This is a genomic window from Kitasatospora cystarginea, assembly GCF_039533515.1.
Taxonomy (GTDB): domain Bacteria; phylum Actinomycetota; class Actinomycetes; order Streptomycetales; family Streptomycetaceae; genus Kitasatospora; species Kitasatospora cystarginea.
Genome location: NZ_BAAATR010000009.1, coordinates 52964 through 69540 on the forward strand (window position 1 = coordinate 52964; position 16577 = coordinate 69540).

The 16577-nt window shown below is 72.0% G+C and carries 14 protein-coding genes; 6 read left to right on the forward strand and 8 right to left on the reverse strand.

Annotated elements, in window-relative coordinates:
• Nucleotides 1-122: 122 nt before the first annotated feature.
• Together ABD369_RS12620 and ABD369_RS12625 are read right to left on the reverse strand one after the other, a co-directional pair.
• Nucleotides 123-356 (reverse strand): type II toxin-antitoxin system antitoxin, encoded by a 234-nt coding sequence (locus ABD369_RS12620; protein ID WP_344636423.1) that lies wholly within the window; start codon nt 354-356, stop codon nt 123-125.
• 22 nt (nt 357-378) lie between these two features.
• Nucleotides 379-1332: an SPFH domain-containing protein gene (locus ABD369_RS12625; RefSeq protein WP_344636424.1), complete on the reverse strand. Its 954-nt coding sequence runs from the start codon at nt 1330-1332 to the stop codon at nt 379-381.
• A gap of 569 nt (nt 1333-1901) precedes the next feature.
• Here ABD369_RS12625 and ABD369_RS12630 point away from each other — a divergent pair.
• Nucleotides 1902-3755, forward strand: coding sequence for a stealth family protein (locus ABD369_RS12630; RefSeq protein WP_344636425.1), 1854 nt, complete (start codon nt 1902-1904; stop codon nt 3753-3755).
• A gap of 54 nt (nt 3756-3809) precedes the next feature.
• Here the strand turns inward: ABD369_RS12630 and ABD369_RS12635 are convergent, their stop codons facing one another.
• Nucleotides 3810-5981, reverse strand: a complete 2172-nt coding sequence (locus ABD369_RS12635; protein ID WP_344636426.1) for a PIG-L family deacetylase — start codon at nt 5979-5981, stop codon at nt 3810-3812.
• 319 nt (nt 5982-6300) lie between these two features.
• Between ABD369_RS12635 and ABD369_RS12640 the strand changes: the two genes are divergently transcribed.
• The gene (locus ABD369_RS12640) at nt 6301-7041 is read left to right on the forward strand and encodes a class I SAM-dependent methyltransferase (protein ID WP_344636427.1); all 741 of its coding nucleotides are present in this window, start codon (nt 6301-6303) and stop codon (nt 7039-7041) included.
• 16 nt (nt 7042-7057) lie between these two features.
• On the opposite strand, the gene ABD369_RS12645 is transcribed toward ABD369_RS12640, so the two are convergent.
• The gene (locus tag ABD369_RS12645; RefSeq protein ID WP_344636428.1) at nt 7058-7255 is read right to left on the reverse strand and encodes a superinfection immunity protein; all 198 of its coding nucleotides are present in this window, start codon (nt 7253-7255) and stop codon (nt 7058-7060) included.
• A 171-nt stretch (nt 7256-7426) separates the two neighbouring features.
• Here ABD369_RS12645 and ABD369_RS12650 point away from each other — a divergent pair, with 171 nt between their 5' ends.
• Nucleotides 7427-8440 (forward strand): hypothetical protein, encoded by a 1014-nt coding sequence (locus ABD369_RS12650; protein ID WP_344636429.1) that lies wholly within the window; start codon nt 7427-7429, stop codon nt 8438-8440.
• On the opposite strand, the gene ABD369_RS12655 is transcribed toward ABD369_RS12650, so the two are convergent.
• Together ABD369_RS12655 and ABD369_RS12660 are read right to left on the reverse strand one after the other, a co-directional pair.
• A complete protein-coding gene (locus ABD369_RS12655) occupies nt 8401-9195 on the reverse strand; it encodes a pyrimidine reductase family protein (RefSeq protein ID WP_344636430.1) in 795 nt (264 codons plus the stop codon). The genes ABD369_RS12650 and ABD369_RS12655 overlap by 40 nt on opposite strands.
• A gap of 128 nt (nt 9196-9323) precedes the next feature.
• Nucleotides 9324-10184, reverse strand: a complete 861-nt coding sequence (locus ABD369_RS12660) for a helix-turn-helix domain-containing protein (protein ID WP_344636431.1) — start codon at nt 10182-10184, stop codon at nt 9324-9326.
• A 171-nt stretch (nt 10185-10355) separates the two neighbouring features.
• Between ABD369_RS12660 and ABD369_RS12665 the strand changes: the two genes are divergently transcribed.
• Nucleotides 10356-11138, forward strand: a complete 783-nt coding sequence (locus ABD369_RS12665) for an alpha/beta fold hydrolase (RefSeq protein WP_344636432.1) — start codon at nt 10356-10358, stop codon at nt 11136-11138.
• A gap of 445 nt (nt 11139-11583) precedes the next feature.
• On the forward strand, nt 11584-12336 hold the full coding sequence (locus ABD369_RS12670) for a ferritin-like domain-containing protein (RefSeq protein WP_344636433.1): 753 nt from the start codon (nt 11584-11586) through the stop codon (nt 12334-12336).
• Nucleotides 12337-12439: 103 nt separating this feature from the next.
• Here the strand turns inward: ABD369_RS12670 and ABD369_RS12675 are convergent, their stop codons facing one another.
• On the reverse strand, nt 12440-14056 hold the full coding sequence (locus ABD369_RS12675; RefSeq protein ID WP_344636434.1) for a hypothetical protein: 1617 nt from the start codon (nt 14054-14056) through the stop codon (nt 12440-12442).
• 437 nt (nt 14057-14493) lie between these two features.
• A complete protein-coding gene (locus tag ABD369_RS12680) occupies nt 14494-15564 on the reverse strand; it encodes a glycoside hydrolase family 19 protein (RefSeq protein ID WP_344636435.1) in 1071 nt (356 codons plus the stop codon).
• Between the two features lie 363 nt (nt 15565-15927).
• Here ABD369_RS12680 and ABD369_RS12685 point away from each other — a divergent pair, with 363 nt between their 5' ends.
• Nucleotides 15928-16488, forward strand: coding sequence for a hypothetical protein (locus tag ABD369_RS12685; RefSeq protein WP_344636436.1), 561 nt, complete (start codon nt 15928-15930; stop codon nt 16486-16488).
• The last annotated feature ends 89 nt before the right edge of the window (nt 16489-16577 follow it).

Here is a 16577-nt window from a genome sequence, read left to right on the forward strand (position 1 = left end):
GTCGGTCTCGGTACTGGGAGCGAGCAGAGCGGCAGCCGGGGAAGGCCGGGTCGGGGCTCCTGGGTCACCGGACCTCGCGGCCGGGCACCCGGCCGGGCCGTCCCGGCCGCAGCTCTTCGGCTTCAGGAGTCGCCCGGTTCCTGGCCCTCCGGCTCCAGGCGAGCCTTCGGCGGGCGGCCACGGCGGGGCAGGCGGGCCGCATCGCCCGGCATCCGGGCAGCTTCGGTGAGCGCCCGACGGAGCAGGAACTCGATCTGCGCGTTGGTACTCCGCAGCTCGTCCGAGGCCCACCTGGCCAGCGCGTCGTGGACCGCGGGGTCCAGGCGTAGCAGGATCTTCTTCCGCTCCGTCGCCACCGCGTGCTGCTCCTCACTGGTTCTACTGGTAGAGCGAGCCGGTGTTGACGACCGGCTGGGTGCCCCGGTCGCCGCAGAGCACCACCAGCAGGTTGCTCACCATCGCGGCCTTGCGCTCCTCGTCCAGCTCGACCACGTCGCGCTCGGCGAGCCGGTCCAGGGCCGCCTCGACCATACCGACCGCACCCTCCACGATCAGGCGACGGGCCGCGACCACCGCGCCGGCCTGCTGGCGCTGGAGCATCACCTGCGCGACCTCGGGAGCGTAGGCGAGGCGGGTGATCCGGGACTCGATCACCCGCACACCGGCCGAGGCGACCCGGGCGGCGATCTCCGCGGACAGCTTCCGGGTGATCTCGTCGGCGTTGTCGCGCAGCGACATCTCCCCCTCGCTGTGCGAGTCGTAGGGGTAGCTGTTGGCGATGTGGCGCACCGCGGTCTCGGTCTGGATGGCGACGAACTCGGTGTAGTCGTCCACCTCGAAGATGGCCTTCGCGGTGTCCTCGACCTGCCAGACCACGACCGCGGCCATCTCGATCGGGTTGCCGTCGGCGTCGTTGACCTTGGCGGTCTCGGTCTCGTGGTTGCGGATCCGGGTGGAGATCCGGCGGCAGCTGGTGAACGGGTTGATCCAGGTCGGTCCGTCGGCGCGGATGGTGCCCCGGTAGCGGCCGAACAGCTGGACTACCCGGGCCTGCCCGGGCGAGACGACGTGCAGGCCCCGGGACAGCAGGAGCCCGGACAGGACGAGCACCGGCCCGAGCACCAGTAGCGCGATACCGGCCCCGGTCGTACCGTCCTGCTGCAGGTTGCCGCCGGCGATGGCCAGGCCGATGCCGCCGAGCACGCAGAGCAGGACGAGCCCGAGCATCGGCAGCCCCGGCAGACCGGAGATGGTGCGCTCGGTGACCTTCGGGGTGGGGACGTCGAGGGCGAAGTCGTCCGCCGAGTCGATGTTGTTGTGCGGCGTGGTCATGGGACCGGGTTCCTCTCCTGCGGTATGGCACGAACCTAGCAAAGTGATATCACTTTTTGGCACCCCGCAAACCCCTTCCCTGCCCGACCTCCCGCATCGAGGACCCCCATCCCCTCCCGACGCACACGGAGGACCCGGTTCCACCAACGCCACGGTGGGCCCCTGGCGGAGTTCCGCCAACCGCCCGCCACCGGCGGACGACGGATGGAATGTGGTGGATTTCACGATCACCGCAGGCACCTCGACCCTGCCCCCGCACCGCCTCCGGCCTGGGCCTTCCCGCCACAGCGGGTCGGGGACGGACCGATGCGGAGGTACCCTGGAAAGCCTGCTGACGGATGGTCGGCATGGGCCCGCGGCGCCGGAACGACCGGCCGCGCGCAGCCTCGCCCACGCCACCGGGACACCACATCGAAAGTCAGCAAACCGGACATAAGCCTCGACATCTCCCGAAGGAGCGACAGACGCCCCTTGACTCAAGACTGAGGGGGATGAAGATGTGATGAAATTAAGTGTCCGATCCGACTGACGGACGGTGAGCTCCGGAATCCATGCACCAGGGGGATACGTTGGCTGGCTCGCGAATAGACGGCGAACCTGGCGGGCAGACGGCACTCCCCGCCAAGAAACAGTCGGCCGTCGCACCGACCGCCCCCAGCACCGTCGGCGTGCTCCAGTCGGAGCGTTCGAAGGTCGTCCGGGTGTACCGGCGACTGCTCCCCGAGCGCAGCCGCGCGGCCATCGCCGGCATGGTCCCGTACGAGCTCCGCACCCAGGTGATCCACCGGCTCTCCCGCAGCCTCTCGGTCCAGCAGAAGGTCGCCACGGTGCACGGCGGTCTGCTGGCCAAGCGCCACCCCGCACTGTTCGAGTCGGGCCGGGTCACCCTGATCCAGGTCGGCCGGGCGCGGAAGATCGTCAGCCTCCGCCCGGACGCCGCCCCGCTGCAGGCCCGCAACGACAACCTCACCCTGGTCCGCACCGCCCTGGCCGAGGCCGGGATCGACTGCTTCGCCGTCCGCGGCTTCCAGGAGACCTCCGCCACCGTCGCCGTCTCGCGCGCCGACCGTCCGGCCGCGCACCGGGCGCTGGCGGCACTCTGCGCCACCGTCCCCGGCTACGTCTCGGTCATGCCGACCGACCGGCCCACCGTACCGACCCGTTCCGAGCCCGGCTTCGAGAAGCACACCTGGTCCACCGTCGCGCAGGCCGAGGTCATCCGGATGACCTGGTTCCACGCCGACCCCGGCACCACCTATGTGATGGGCCACGAGTACGGCTGCGACATCGAGTTCTGGGCGCCCGAGGACGGCGAGCTGGTCGCCCCGCGCCGCAACCGGATCACCGAGCGGGTCCCGGCCTGGCACGAGACCGTCCCCGCGCCCGTCGGCATGTTCACCCGGCTGGAGGCCTGGGACCGCCCCGAGAACCCGGTCCCGACCCGGCCCGAGTTCGCCCGCGCGCTGCCCGAGGACATCCGCTTCCCCATCGACGTCGTCTACACCTGGGTGGACGGCAACGACCCGGCCTGGCAGCGCCGCCGCGCCGAGGCCGACGGCTCCGCCCGGGACCTCAACCCCGAGGCCGCCAACGACGCGCGCTACATGAGCCGGGACGAACTCCGATACTCGCTGCGGTCGTTGCACCTGAACGCGCCCTGGGTGCGCACCGTCTACCTGGTCACCGACGACCAGACTCCCCCCTGGCTGGACACCTCCAACCCCCGGATCAAGGTGCTCAGCCACCGGGAGATCTTCCGCGACAAGGACGTCCTGCCGACCTTCAACTCGCACGCCATCGAAAGCCAGCTGCACCACATCGAGGGGCTGTCCGAGCAGTTCCTCTACTTCAACGACGACGTCTTCCTGGGCCGCCCGATCTCGCCGCAGCTGTTCTTCCACTCCAACGGGCTGAGCAAGTTCTTCCCGTCGGTTGCGGCCGTACCGCTGGGCACCACCCCCTCGCTGCTGGACTCGCCGGTCTCGGCGGCGGCCAAGAACAACCGGCGGCTGATCGAGGAGGACTTCGGCAGCACGCTGGTGCAGAAGATGCAGCACGTTCCGCACGCGCTGCGACGCGAGGTGCTGTCCGAGATCGAGGAGCACTTCAAGGAGCTGCACCAGGCCACCTCGGAGGCCAAGTTCCGCAGCCCCTCGGACCTGTCGGTGGCCTCATCGCTGCACCACTACTACGGCTACCACAGCGCCCGCGCCGTGCCGTCCGAACTCAAGTACGCCTACCTGGACTTGATGCACCAGAGCACATCGCGGCGGCTCGCCCGCATCCTCGCCGCCCGGGACCTGGACGTCTTCTGCATCAACGACACCGTCTCGGACCGCAAGGACCTGGCGAACCAGCTGGAGCTGCTGCAGCCGTTCCTGAACGCGTACTTCCCGCAGCCCAGCCCCTTCGAGAAGCGGTGAACCGAGCGGCGCCGGACCGGGCACCCAACCGGGAAGCGCCCGGGGAGCGCGCGTTCAGACCGTGGTCCAGGGCCCGAAGGCGCTGCCGCCGTCCGGGGCCGACCGGCGGGTGAGGTGGAGGCGGGCGTCGGTGCCGATCACCGCTGCCACCATCCGGCCGGTCGAGTCCTCTGCGAGGGCCGGGGCGTACACCAGCTGCCCGCCGCTCTCCGCCCAGGCGATCCCCCCCGTGCCCGGACCCGCGACCAGCAGGCTCAGCAGCCCGGACCCGGCCCGGTCCGCGACCGCGGTGCCGCCGCGGCCGCCCGAGCCGTGCCGGGCCACCGCGACCTCGCCGATGCCGTCGTGCCCGGCGAGGACGGCCGGCAGCGGCGGCCAGTGCTCGCCGTCGGACTCCTGTCGGTAGGCCACCACGTCGCAGCTGCCGGCCTCCCGGTAGTAGAGGGTGAGCCGACCGGGAGCGGACTCCACCGGGGTGACCGAGCCGGCGACCGGCACCGGGACGCCGATGCGCTCCTCCCGGAACTCGCCACCCGGCTGCGCCTGACGCCAGCGCAGCACGCCGTAGGTGTCCGTCGCGAAGACCTGGACCGTACCGTCGTGGCCGGTGAACGCGGTCACCGCGTCCTGCAGCCGCGCTCCGCCGAGCTTCTGCCAGGGACTCCAGCCGCCCTGCGGCAGCTCGTGGCGGTGGCTCAGCCCGTGGGCGAAGTTGCGGACGAAGACATGGAGGCGCCCGTCCGCGTCGAAGGCGGCGGCAGGACCGCCGATCTCACGGCGCACCCGCTGGTCGGAGTTGCCGTAGTCCGGGCCCTCCAGCGACTCCCAGGGGCCGAAGTCGCCGCCGGGGGTGCTCTGCACCGCCCGCACCACCTCCACCCCGACCGCGTCCTTCTCCCCGGCCCAGCGCCGCAGCGCGACCAGCTGGACCCGGCCCGCCTTGTCCAGCCGCACCTGGAGCCTGGGCATCAGCCAGTCGCCGGCCAGGTAGCGGACCGCGCCCCAGCTCCCGCTCCCGGGTGCCTGCTCGGCCCAGTGCGCCACCCGGCCGCCGAGCACCGCGAAGGCGTTCAGCCGGCCGGTGCCGTCCTTGACCAGCCAGTCGGTGTCGGGGGTGTAGCGGTAGGCGGTGCTGATGATGTGGGTGGAGTCCCCGGGGTCGGGGCGCACCTGGTAGTCGCCGCAGTCGTTCGCCGGGCACGGGGCGCCGTAACCCGCGTACGGCATCAGGTACTTGCGCTTCTCGGCCTTGGCCGCGTAGCTCAGGTTCGACGGCCAGAACTTGCTGGTGTAACCGCGGAAGTGCTCGACCACCGGGCGCTCGCCGGTCTGCTCGGTGTACTGGCGCAGCGCGGCCAGCACGAACTGGGCGGTCGCGGTGTGGTCGATGTGGTCGGCGAGCGAGATGCCCGGCTCGTACGGGTCGTGCTCGGGGTCCGGGTCCAGGGTGCGCAGCACGGTGGGCCGGCGCTGCTTCAGCAGGTCGACCAGGCAGGCGACGACCCGGTCGCGACTGAAGTCCTGCGGCTGGGTGACCGGCGAGCCGGTGCCGGGCAGGGTGCTCTCCAGCGGGACGTCCTGGGACCAGAGGGTGCGCATCCGCACACCGGTGCCGTCCGGCGCCTTGGCCGAACCGTGCAGGTTCTGGGCGAGGTTGAAGAAGTACAGCTGCACCGCCGGGCGCTCGGCGAGGGTGCAGCGCTCCACCTGGGCACCGTCGCCGAGGGTCACCACCTCGCGGCGCCAGGCGGCCCGCTGGTTGCCGGTGGCCATCAGCGCGTAGGCCGAGCGGAGTCCGTTGTGCCGGGCCTCGGTGTAGCCGGGCTTGTCGGTCGGGGTCCTCTCGTGTTCCCGGTCGTCGTCGGTGGGGCTGTTCTTGCCGTCGGCCTCACCGGCGGTCATCACCACGGTGGCCACCGTGGAGCCTTCCGCGATGGAGCGCTGGAGCAGCGGGTTCATGAAGTACAGGTCGTCGTCGGGGTGCGCGATGATCTGCAGGTGCGAGCCGTGCCAGCGCTCTCCGGTGGGCGCGCCGCCGGCCCTGGACAGGTCCGTCAGAGCGGCCTCGTCCTCGTCCGGGCCGGCCCGGAACATCCCGCCGAGGCCGGTCAGTGAGAGCGCGGCCAGCCCGGCGCCGATGACGGTCCGGCGGCCCCACGTACGAGCGGTCCGCCGGGTCGGTACGGCTTCGGGCGCGCTGTCCTGCGCGGCTGGAATCGGGCTCACGGGTCGGTCCCCCTGGGCAGTGTCGGGGTCGGCCGCGCTCCGCTGAAGTGGGGGTCCCCGTGTCAAGATCTGTTTCGGGGAACAATACTAAAATTCGCTGTTGGGCCCCTGGTCATGGGTGTCCATCAGCGATTCACCCGGCAGCGGATCCATCGGCCGGGTCACGCCCGGCAAGCGGCCGATGCCCTCCCGGCTGCCCCGGTGGCCGCCTCACCACATCCGTCCGGCGCGGCGACACAGGGCGACGGCCGCGCAACGGAGCGCGTCCGGCTGCCCGGCAGCGATTGAGGGACGGTGGAGTTGCGCCGATGATGGACTGATGGAGCAGGCGCCCCGCGAGCCGGGCGCGGAGGCCCCGTACGCGGTCTCCGCGGAGTTCTACGACGTCCTGCACGGTGCGCAGTACCGGCGCCAGGCACTGGCGCTGCGCGGTCCCGCCGCGGCCGCCCGGATCGGGATCGTGGAACTCGGCGCCGGCACCGGGCTGGTGACCGCGGTGCTGCTCGGCGCCTCGACCGTGCCGGTGCACGCGGTGGAGCCGGCCGCCGCGATGCGGGCGGTCCTGCTCTCCCGGCTGGCCTCGGCCGGCAGCGAAGCGCTCGGGCGGGTGACGGTCCATCCCTGCCGTGCCCAGCAGCTCGGGCTGTCGGCGGAGGTGGACCTGGCCGTCTGCCTCCGGGTGATCGCCTGCCTGCCGCCCGCCGAGCGCCGAGAGGTCTGGCACGCCCTCGCCGACTGGTTGCTACCGGACGGCCTGCTGTTCGTGGACCGCCCGCCCACCGCGCTGCTCACCGGGGCGGGACGCCATCGTGTCGGCGAGGCCCGGGTCGGAGCGGACGTCTACACCGCCTGGCTGACCGAGCGTCCGGAGCACGACCGCATCCGGCTCGACTACCTCTACCTGGTGCACCGGCGTGGCCGGGAGATCCGGCGGGCCCACGAGACCTTCCACCAGTGGCCGCTGGCCGACGACGAGTTGGCGAAGGAGTTGGCCGAGGCTGGTTTCGACCCGGAGGACGGCTACCGCCCGGACCTGCTCCGGCTCCGGCGGCTGGCCTGACGGCCCCGGGCCGCCGCTACCGCTGCGAGCGCGAGCCGCTGAAGGACATCGCCAGCGCGACCACCCAGCCGAGGAAGGTCCAGCCCAGGAACAGGTTGACGACCAGCACGGACCCCTTGTTCAAGGTGCCGCGCAGGAAGGCGACCAGAGTCGGGACGAAGTACACCACCACCCCGACGACCAGGAACACCGACACTCCCCCGCTTCTCACCATGCTGCGAGCGTACAAGTCCCTTGCGGTGAAGGACAGATGGCGGAATGCACGTTGTCGCACCGCAGGCACGCACGCCAGCCCCGGCCACCCAGTGTGGCCACCTCTTCACCAACCGGCACACCAGCCCCTAGCATCGGCTGCGGCCGGTCAGCCTCCCGAAAGGCGGCAGCAATGCCCACCATCAGCGTGGTCACCGTCGTGCCCGACGAGCACCGCCTCCCGGAGGCGTACCGCTCGCTGTCCGCCCAACGGCTGCCCGACGGCTGGCAGTGGCAGTGGGTCCTCCGGGGCGTCCGGGACCTGCCGGAGGCCGGGCTGCCCGAGGACGGACGGATCTCCGCGGCAGCGCCGGCCTGCGACCGGGACGCACTCACCCGCACCACCGGATGCCTGCTGCGGACCCTGGACGCCGACGGGCTGCTCCCGCAGGACGCGCTGAAGCGGGACATCGAGCTCATGACCGCGCGCCCCGAGCTCGGCTGGTGCCTCTCGCCGGGCCTGCAGCTGCTGCCCGACGGGACCACGGCGGCCGACCCCGACGGTCCACCGCCCGGTCCGATCGCACCGGGCATCCTGGCCGGCACCCTCCGCTCCGGTCAACTCCCGGCCCCAGGAGCGGCGTTGACCGTACGGACCGAGCTGCTGCGCGCTCTCGGCGACCGGCTCGACGAACCCGGCGGGGCGGGGCTCGGGCTACTGCTGGCCTGCGAGGCCGTCGCCCAGGGCTGGATGCTCGCCGAGCCCGGCACGATCCACCGGAACGGCCGCCGGCTCCCGCCCTCCGAAGACGCGGTGGCCGCGGCGCTCGGCCGGGCCGACGCGCTGCTGCGCACCGGCTGGCGCCGCCAGAGCCCACCCGCGCTCAGCCGGTTCGAGCAGCAGCTCGGACGGTCGTCGGATCCGCAGTGGTCCCACGACCACCGGGTGGAGATCCACGGCGCCGTGAACGCGGTGCTGCGCGAGGCCGACGACATCATGAAGCGGCGCACCAGGAACGGGCTTTGGACCCCACCGGGCGAGATCGCCGAGGGCGGCAGCAACATCGGCCTGGTGACGGCGGCCCGGGTCTGGGTGCTGGACCGCCTGGAGGCTCGGATCCGCGCCGCGCGCGAGGTGCTCGACCAGGTCGAACGCGACAGCCGCGCCTACCGCGAGGAGGGGCCGGCCGCCCGGCTCCGGGTGTAGCGCGTGAAGAGGAAGCCGTCCTCCTCCAACACGGCGGCGAGGACCATCCTGGTCCGGTCCGCCGCACCCCGCTGATCCAGGATGCGCGGGCTCTCGCCCGCCGTGAGCAGCGGGGAGACGGTCAGGCAGAGCTCGTCCAGCAGCCCGGCCGCCCACAGCCGGCCGAGCAACCGCGGACCGCCCTCGCAGTGCACCCGGCACAGCCCGCGCGCCGTCAACTCGCGCATCAAAAGCGATGGTTCGACCTGCTCCTCGCCCGCGACGACCACCTCGGCGACCCGCTCCAACGCCCGCCGGGCGGCGGCCGGTGCCCGGCGTGCGGTGATCACCATGGTCCGTGCGCCGGGGGACGCCGCGGGGCGGGCGAAGAGGTCCGAGGCGGGATCGAGGTCCAGCCGGGCGCTCACCACCGCGATCGCGGGCGCCGGTTCCTGCCCGGCGGCCGACCTGGCCCGCACCAGCTCCGGGTGCACCTCGGCAGGTCCGTACCCCTCACTGCGCGCCGTCCCCGCACCGACCAGCACCGCGTCGGCCAACGCCCGCAGCACGCCCAGCAGTTCCGCGTCCGCCGGCCCCGAGAGGCCGCCCGACCGGCCCCGCCACACCGCCGCCCCGTCCAGCGCCGACACCATGCACGCCCGCACCCAGGGCCGCCCGGCCGCCGCCTCTGCCGGATAGCGGTACACCTCGGCCAGCCACCGGGTCCGGTCCGACTCCGGTGCCACCACCACGGGTTGGGGGTACAGCTGCCGCATGCCGACCAGTCTGGCACCCTCGCGTCCCTGTCGCGGTCCAACGGCCGGGCCGACGGTGTGCCGACCTGTCACCAGCCGCCAGGGAAACGCGAGTTCGCCGTGCCCGTCCGCCCCGGATGCCTCCGGGCTCAGCCGGTCGGGCTGAACCGCTCGGTGCCGACCACGTCGAGGAGGGCGAGGCGGCTGGCCGCGTCGGTGCCGGGCGGCGGGGTGTAGAGGACGAGGCGCTGGTCGCCCTCGGGGGCGAGCAGGACCTGGCAGTCGAGGTCGACGGGTCCGATCACGGGGTGGAGGACCCGCATCCGGGTGTGGCGGCGGACGGCGACCTCGTGCAGGTTCCACAGGGCCCCGAACTCGGGGCTGGCGGCGCGCAGCCGCTCCACCAGCCGGACGGCGGCCGGGTCGCCCGAGCGGCGGCCGGTGGCGGCGCGCAGGTCGGCCACATGGAGGCGGCTGTAGTGGTCGTGCTCCTCGACGGGGTACGCGGCGCGGACGGCGGGGTCGCCGAACCAGCGCCAGACCACGTTCCGGCCGTGCTCGGACACCGTGCACACCCCACCGAGCAGCGCCTGGGCGACGGCGTTCTGGGCGAGGACGTCGCCGAGGTCGCTGAGCACCTGGGCCGGGGTGGTGGGGAGTTGGTCGAGCAGATGCAGCAGGCCGGGGCTGACGTGGTCACCGGCGGCGTGGGCGGCGGGCGGGCGGTGCCCGGCGAGCAGGTACAGGTGGTCGCGTCCGTCCACGTTCAGCCGCAGCGCCCGGGCGAGCGCGGAGAGCATCTGCGGCGACGGCTGCGGGCCGCGGGCCTGCTCCAGCCGGATGTAGTAGTCGGCCGACATCCCGGCGAGCTGGGCGACCTCCTCGCGCCGCAGCCCCGGGGTCCGGCGCCGGGGACCGGAGGGCAGGCCCACGTCCTGCGGGCGTACCCGGTCCCGGGAACAGCGCAGGAAGTCGGCCAGCTCAGCACGGTTGATGATCATGCCGGACATCTTGCCCGACCCGTGCCCGGGCCGAACCAGGGACTGCCGATCCCAGGCTCAACGAAGCTCTCCCGCCCCGGACCGGTCGGCGGAAGTCTTGGCGGTGCCGGAGCGAACGCCCGGCCCCGGCAGCGCCGGGCAGCACCCCGGCAGCGGCCGGGAGAGTCGAGGAGTACCACCATGGCAACCGTTTCCGTCGCCGGCGCCCAGGTCCACTACGAGCGCACCGGCTCCGGCCCGACTCTCGTCCTGGTCCACGGCACCGGATCCGGCGGCGCGGCGGTGAACTGGGGCCAGACCGTCCCGTCCTTCACCGGGCACCGCACCGTCATCACCCCGGACCTGTCCGGCTCCGACCGCACCACCGACGACGGCTCGCCGCTGACCGTGGAGGGCCTGGCGGCCCAGGTGATCGCCGTCATCGAGAACGCGGGCACCGGCCCGGTCGACCTGCTGGGCTTCTCGATGGGCTCCACGGTCACCGCGGCGGTCGCCGCGCTCCGCCCCGACCTGGTACGGCGGCTGGTCCTGGTGGCCGGATGGGCCCACACCGACGGCGACGAGTACCTGCGCAACCTGTTCACCCTGTGGCAGCAGCTGGGGCGGACCGACTCCGAGGCCTTCGGACGGCTCGTCACCATGACCGGCTTCAGCCGCGACTTCCTCAACTCCATCGGCCGCGAGCAGATCGAGCAGCTGATCCCCAACATGCCGCCCACCCCGGGCACCCTGCGCCACGTCGACTACGACCTCCGCGTCGACATCCGCGCCCTGCTGCCCCGCATCCAGGCAAAGACCCTGGTCATCGGCTGCACCCAGGACGCCACCGTGCCCGTCGAGAACAGCAGGGCACTGCACGCGGCGATCGCGGACAGCCACTACGCCGAGATCGACGCGGGGCACGTGGCGCTCTTCGAGAAGCCCGAAGAGTTCGTCAAGCTGGTGGACGAGTTCACCCGTTGAGCCACCGGATGGCGACGATTCGGGCCGCACTCCCCCGGGGGCCGCTGCTGCCCGCTCCGCATCCGCCCGCACCGGGCGGGTGCGGAGCAGCGCTTGGGTCGGGAGGGCGGTCGCGACGAGGCTGAGCGGGATCGCTCCGGCGGCCGGCGGCAGCGGGGTGCAGGCGGCCGCTTCGTCCGGGGCGGGGTGGTCGATGTCCTCCCGGACTCGCGGCCTCAGGTCAGAGCCCGTACGGGGTCCGCCGCGCGTCGACCGGCCACGGATTTGAACGCGTTCAATGTTAGGTTACGGTGTGTCGAGGACGCCGCGGCGGCGCGCCGTTTCCGCTGCGTACCCGCCTTGGGGACCGGTGTGTCCGCACGCCGCCCGGACCGGCGGGGCGAGTCCCGGCCGGTCCGTACGGACGGGCGTCCTTCATTCGACGGCCGACACACAGGGGGAAGAAATGAGTACGGACGGATTCGCCGACTGGGTGGCGGAGTTCGAAGCCGAGAAGGAGCGCCGGGCCAGGGCCGGGGACCCTGACTGGTCGCAGGGGGCGACCCTGCCGGCCGCCGTCTGGCGCAGCCTGCAGCGCTTCCAGGTCGGCGAGGACGGGGACGGCCGGAACCTGATCAGCAAGGCCGACCAGGCCGGGGACGACACCTACGCGACCGCGGTCCGCCTGTTCGTCGCGGAGGAGCAGAACCACGGGCGCCAGCTGGCCCGCCTGCTGGCGGCCGGTGGCGTCGCCACCCTGGAAGGCCACTGGAGCGACCGGATCTTCGTGCGGTTCCGCCGACTGCTGGGAATGCGCCTGGAGTTGATGGTCCTGATGATCGCCGAGCTGGTCGCCGTCGAGTACTACCGGACCGTCCGCGACCGGGTCGCGGACCCGCTCACCCGCGAGGTCACCGCCAGGATCCTGGCCGACGAACGGCGCCACATCCCCTTCCACTGCAGGCGCCTTCGCCACTCGATCGAGGAACTGCCCGCAGCCCTGCGGCCGGTCGCGATACTCGGCTGGCGCCTCCTGCTGCTGGCCGCCACCCTCTTCGTCATCCTGGACCACGGCCCGGCACTGCACGCACTCCAGGTGCGGCGGACCCGCTTCCTCGCCGGAGTCATGCGCTCCTCGACGAGCGTCGCGGCGGCCATGCTCGGCAGGCACCAGGCGCGCACGGCGGGCGCCGCCTCGCGGCATCCGCTCTCGGCCTGACGGTACGCGGGCTCCGCCGCCGGACCGCCGGGGCCCCTTGCTCCGGCCCGTCCGGGGATCGTCCTGATCACCGATCCCCGGACAGGCTTGAACCGACTGAACGTCAGTTCTTCTTGATGGTGCCACCCTTGGCGTCGTCAGGGCTGCCGGCGGCGCCGTTTCCGACACCGCGCACCACGATCGGCCATTCGCGGTGGAAGACCGGGAGCGGCAGGTCCTTCTCCAGGATCGGGGTGCCGAGGATGGCGATGCGCGCCATCAGGGCGCCGTTGATGTCGATCCCGCCGTAAAGACCGAACTTCCCGTTGACGGTCGGTGCGGCACCGCTGGTGTCGATGGCGACCGAACCGTCCAGCGTGGTCTTCAGGTACGGCTCGATGGTGGCCTTCACACCCACGGTGTCGTAGAGGGCGACCGACGCTTCGGCGACCAGGCCGGTGCGCACCGAGGCGTTGCCGGCGAGCTTGGCCCGGACCGGGGAGATGGTGGTGGTGCCGGGGTCGGTGGCCTTGGTCCAGCCGCTCCCCTTGGTGTAGTCGGCGTGGACGCCCCAGCTACCGGCGAGGTCCTGCTCGACGTCGACGGTGACACTGCCGTCCGCACTGATCTGCGCGGCGAGGGTGAGGTCCAGGTTCACCACGACCGGCAGCTGTCCGACCATCAGCACGGGGCTGGCGTGGAGCTTGGCCACCGGGATCCGGATCGGGGTGGCGGATGCGGTGAGTCCGGCGTTGACGTGCCAGTTGGCGTGCGCGCCGAGCTCGAATCCGACTCGGGCCTGCTGGGGGCCGAGGATCCCGCGGCCGCCCTGGTAGGAGAAGTCGACGGTCGGGTCGAGTTCGAGCGAGCCGGAGAGGCCGACCGAAGCTCCGTGCGGCAGCGGGACGGTGGTGTTCGCGTTCAGCTGCAGCCCCGTCGAGACGGAGCCGCTCCCGCCGCCGGGGTGCGCGTCGAAGGAGACCTTGAGGTCCTTGACCAGCGGCTGGACCTGGATGTTGTGCGAGTCGAGGGCACTGCGGAGCTTGGCGGTGGACTCGCCGAGCAGTTCGGAGATGGTGGCCGGGCGGGTACTGACCGCCACCTTCCCGTCGTCGGCCGGCCGCACGTCGGTGATCGCGACCAGCGCACCGCGCGGCGCGGCCGCGGACGGCGGACTGTCGATCAGCTGACCGGCACGGACACCGGCCACGGCGGCGGCCGCGGTGGCCTTGGCCGAGGCGGACGCGGAGGCCGGGGCCGCGGCCTTGGCCGAGGCGGGCGCGGATGTCGACGCGGACGCGGAGGCCGGGGCTGACGCCGAGGCCGGGGCTGACGCCGAGGCGCTGTGGCCGAGTGCGGCCGCGGGCTTGTCGGCGACGGCGAGAACGGCCTCACCGGTCCGCTGGTCGTAGGAGTCCAGCTTCAGGTCGGGAGTGCCGACCGCGGCGGGCGCTCCGGACGGGGACGGGCTGGCCAGCGCGACGTTCGGCGAGCCGGTGGTGGCCTGGCCGGCCGTAGAGGTCTCCGCAGCCGAAGTCGCCAGCACCACCTTCGAGGCGCCAGTGGAGTCCAGGCCGGTCACCTGGCTCGAAGCGGTCTGGGCGATCGGGGCGGACGCGGCCTCGGCGGCCGTGGCCGCGGCATCGGTCGACCGGTCCGCCGGCGTGGTCGGATTGCAGCCGCAGAGCGTGAACAACGCGGTTGCGGCGAGCGCGGGCAGCGCGAAGGTACGTATGGACAAGCTGGTGATCACCTTCGTTACGAGGGTAGGGAAGGCAGAACTTGCCTGCACCGGCATGCTACTGACAAGTAGTCAGCAAAGGTAAACCGTTGCTCAAGCAATGCTCAAGAGATCAGATCCGCACGACATCGTGCGTAAACGATCCGATTCCTTCCCGCCCCGCACACCCGCCGACGCCACAGCGCACGACCCGCGCGGGCACACCCACCCCCGGCCTTGACGCCGGCCTGCACCAGCGCTTTGCCGTCGACAACTGGTCGCCCCCGGACGGCTTCCCATCAGCACATCCGACTCGGGTCGACCCGGGACCGGCGAGCCGGACGAACACGACTCGGAGCGCTCGACGACCATGTTCGCGCCGGCCTCGCCGGTCCGTTCACCCCGACCGCCTCGCCCTGGCGATCCGGGAGTCGACGGGTTGACTCAATGACTGATCGTCAGCAACCCAGGTTCGAGCCGGGGTCGATGCCGAGGATCCGGGTGAAGCTCTGGTACGCGTTGATCCGGCTCTGCACCTGGGCGGGGTTGCCGCCGTTGCACTCGATCGAGCCGTTGATGCTGCGGATGGTCTCGCCGAAGCCGCGACCGTTGACGATGGCGTCGTGCGGCGTCATGGTGCCGGGGCCCCGCTGGGTGTTCCAGTACCAGAGCGCGGTCTTCCAGGAGACGGCGGAGTCGTTCTGCACCAGGTTGGGGTCGTGCAGCAGGTCGATGCCGAGAGCATCGCCGGCGGCCTTGTAGTTGAAGTTCCAGCTGAGCTGGAGCGGTCCGCGCCCGTAGTAGGCGGCCTGTCCTGCCGGGCAGCCGTAGGGCTGGTTGGCGTCGCAGTAGTGCGGGTAGTTGGCGGTGTTCTGCTCGACGACGTAGACCAGCCCGCCGGTCTCGTGGCTGACGTTGGCGAGGAAGGCGGCGGCCTCCTGCTTGCGGACGGTGTCGCTGCCGGTGGCGGCGAAGGCCGGGTAGGCGCCGAGCGCGGCGGTCAACCCGGAGTAGCTGTAGAAGGAGTTCCGGTTCGGGAACATCTGGTTGAACTGGGCCTCACTGACCGGGAACTGGCCCGGGCCGGGCGGCTGGCTGGGGCCGCAGGCGTACGGCTCCCAGTACCAGGTGCTGATCACCGGGTCGTAGCCGGGGTTGTCGTGAGTGGCCCGGTAGAAACCGCCGTTGGTGTACCGGACGATCGAGCCGGCCTGGTAGTACTGCCCGGCGACCCAGTCCGGGTAGTTGCAGCCGTCCTTGGGCGGCGCGGTCGGACCACCCTGGCCGCCGCAGCCCCCCTGGTCGGCCCAGACTCCGGAGGAACCGCCCGGGGTCTCGTTCTGCGTCCACCACTTCGCGGACCAGTTGTGGCCGGCGTACGAGGCCGGGGACCCGCCGCTGTACGCGGTGGCCGGGTTCCACGGCGCTGCACAGGAGGCCGCGTTGGCGGCGGCCGCGGGAAGCAGCACGGCCATTGCCAGCACCGTGAACGCGGCGGAGAGCAGCGCGAGTATGCGCTTGACGGACACGTCGTCACCTCTTTCGTTCGGCTACGGACTTGATAGCGATTCCAAGCGGCGTGATGTATACCCGTCAAGGGCGCACGGGGGTCAGCGCCGAGCTCTCGCGAAAGCTTGTACATCAGTCAGAAGCCTCGTCTCGAGCTGGCTCGGTTCGCTCTGCTCGCCATGGTGGGGCGTCTGAAGTCGAAGACTGGCAGCCGGAGTTGGAGCCGGTTTTCGTTCGGGCGCCGGGGCGGTCCTCCCGGTCGGATCCGCGGCGGCGGACGCGCGTGTGCGGGGTCTGCCTGCGCCGCAAGGGCCTGTCCAGCCGATCGGCTTCGGTGCGCAGGTCCAGGATCGGTTGTCCGTGCGGCCCCGTAGGCTGCGCCCATGACCACTGCTGAGTCCGGAGCGTTCTCGACTGCGGCTCTCGAGGAGTACCTCTCGTTGATCGACGAGTTGCTCGCACAGCCCTTTCCGGAGACGAGCTACGACGACGTCACCGGCCATGGCGGCCCGGGCCACCGGGTACGCGTCCTGCGGGTCAGCCGGGACTTCTGGGATGACGACGACGGCCGTGCCTTGCACGAGGCCGACACGGAGATGCAGGCCCATCTCGACGCCCTGACCACAGTGTTCACGACGCGCTGGGGCGATCCGCTCGTTGTCGACCTGTGGTCATATCTGACGGCCGGCTACGAGGGGGAGGCGGTGCCCGAGCCGATCGACTCCCTCAGCCAGCAGGCGGTGAGCATGCAGGCGTGGCAGTTCCGCGATCGCGGCCATTGGCTCGCGCTCACCATCGGCCAGTGGGACAAGGAGCTGCCGCTCGAACTGCTGGCTGCGGTCGGCCGGACCGCTGCGCTCGACCCGAACCGGTGCAGCTACCCCGCGAGCGGCCCGGGCTCCGACCTCCCGCACCACCTCCACCAGCCGCTCGACCCCGGCTGAGCATGGGTTCTGGCAACAGAACTCACTCCCGCTCAGTCTTCAGGAACGGTGGTGGCCGCCCGATACGAGAAGCGCGCCCACGTGTTCCG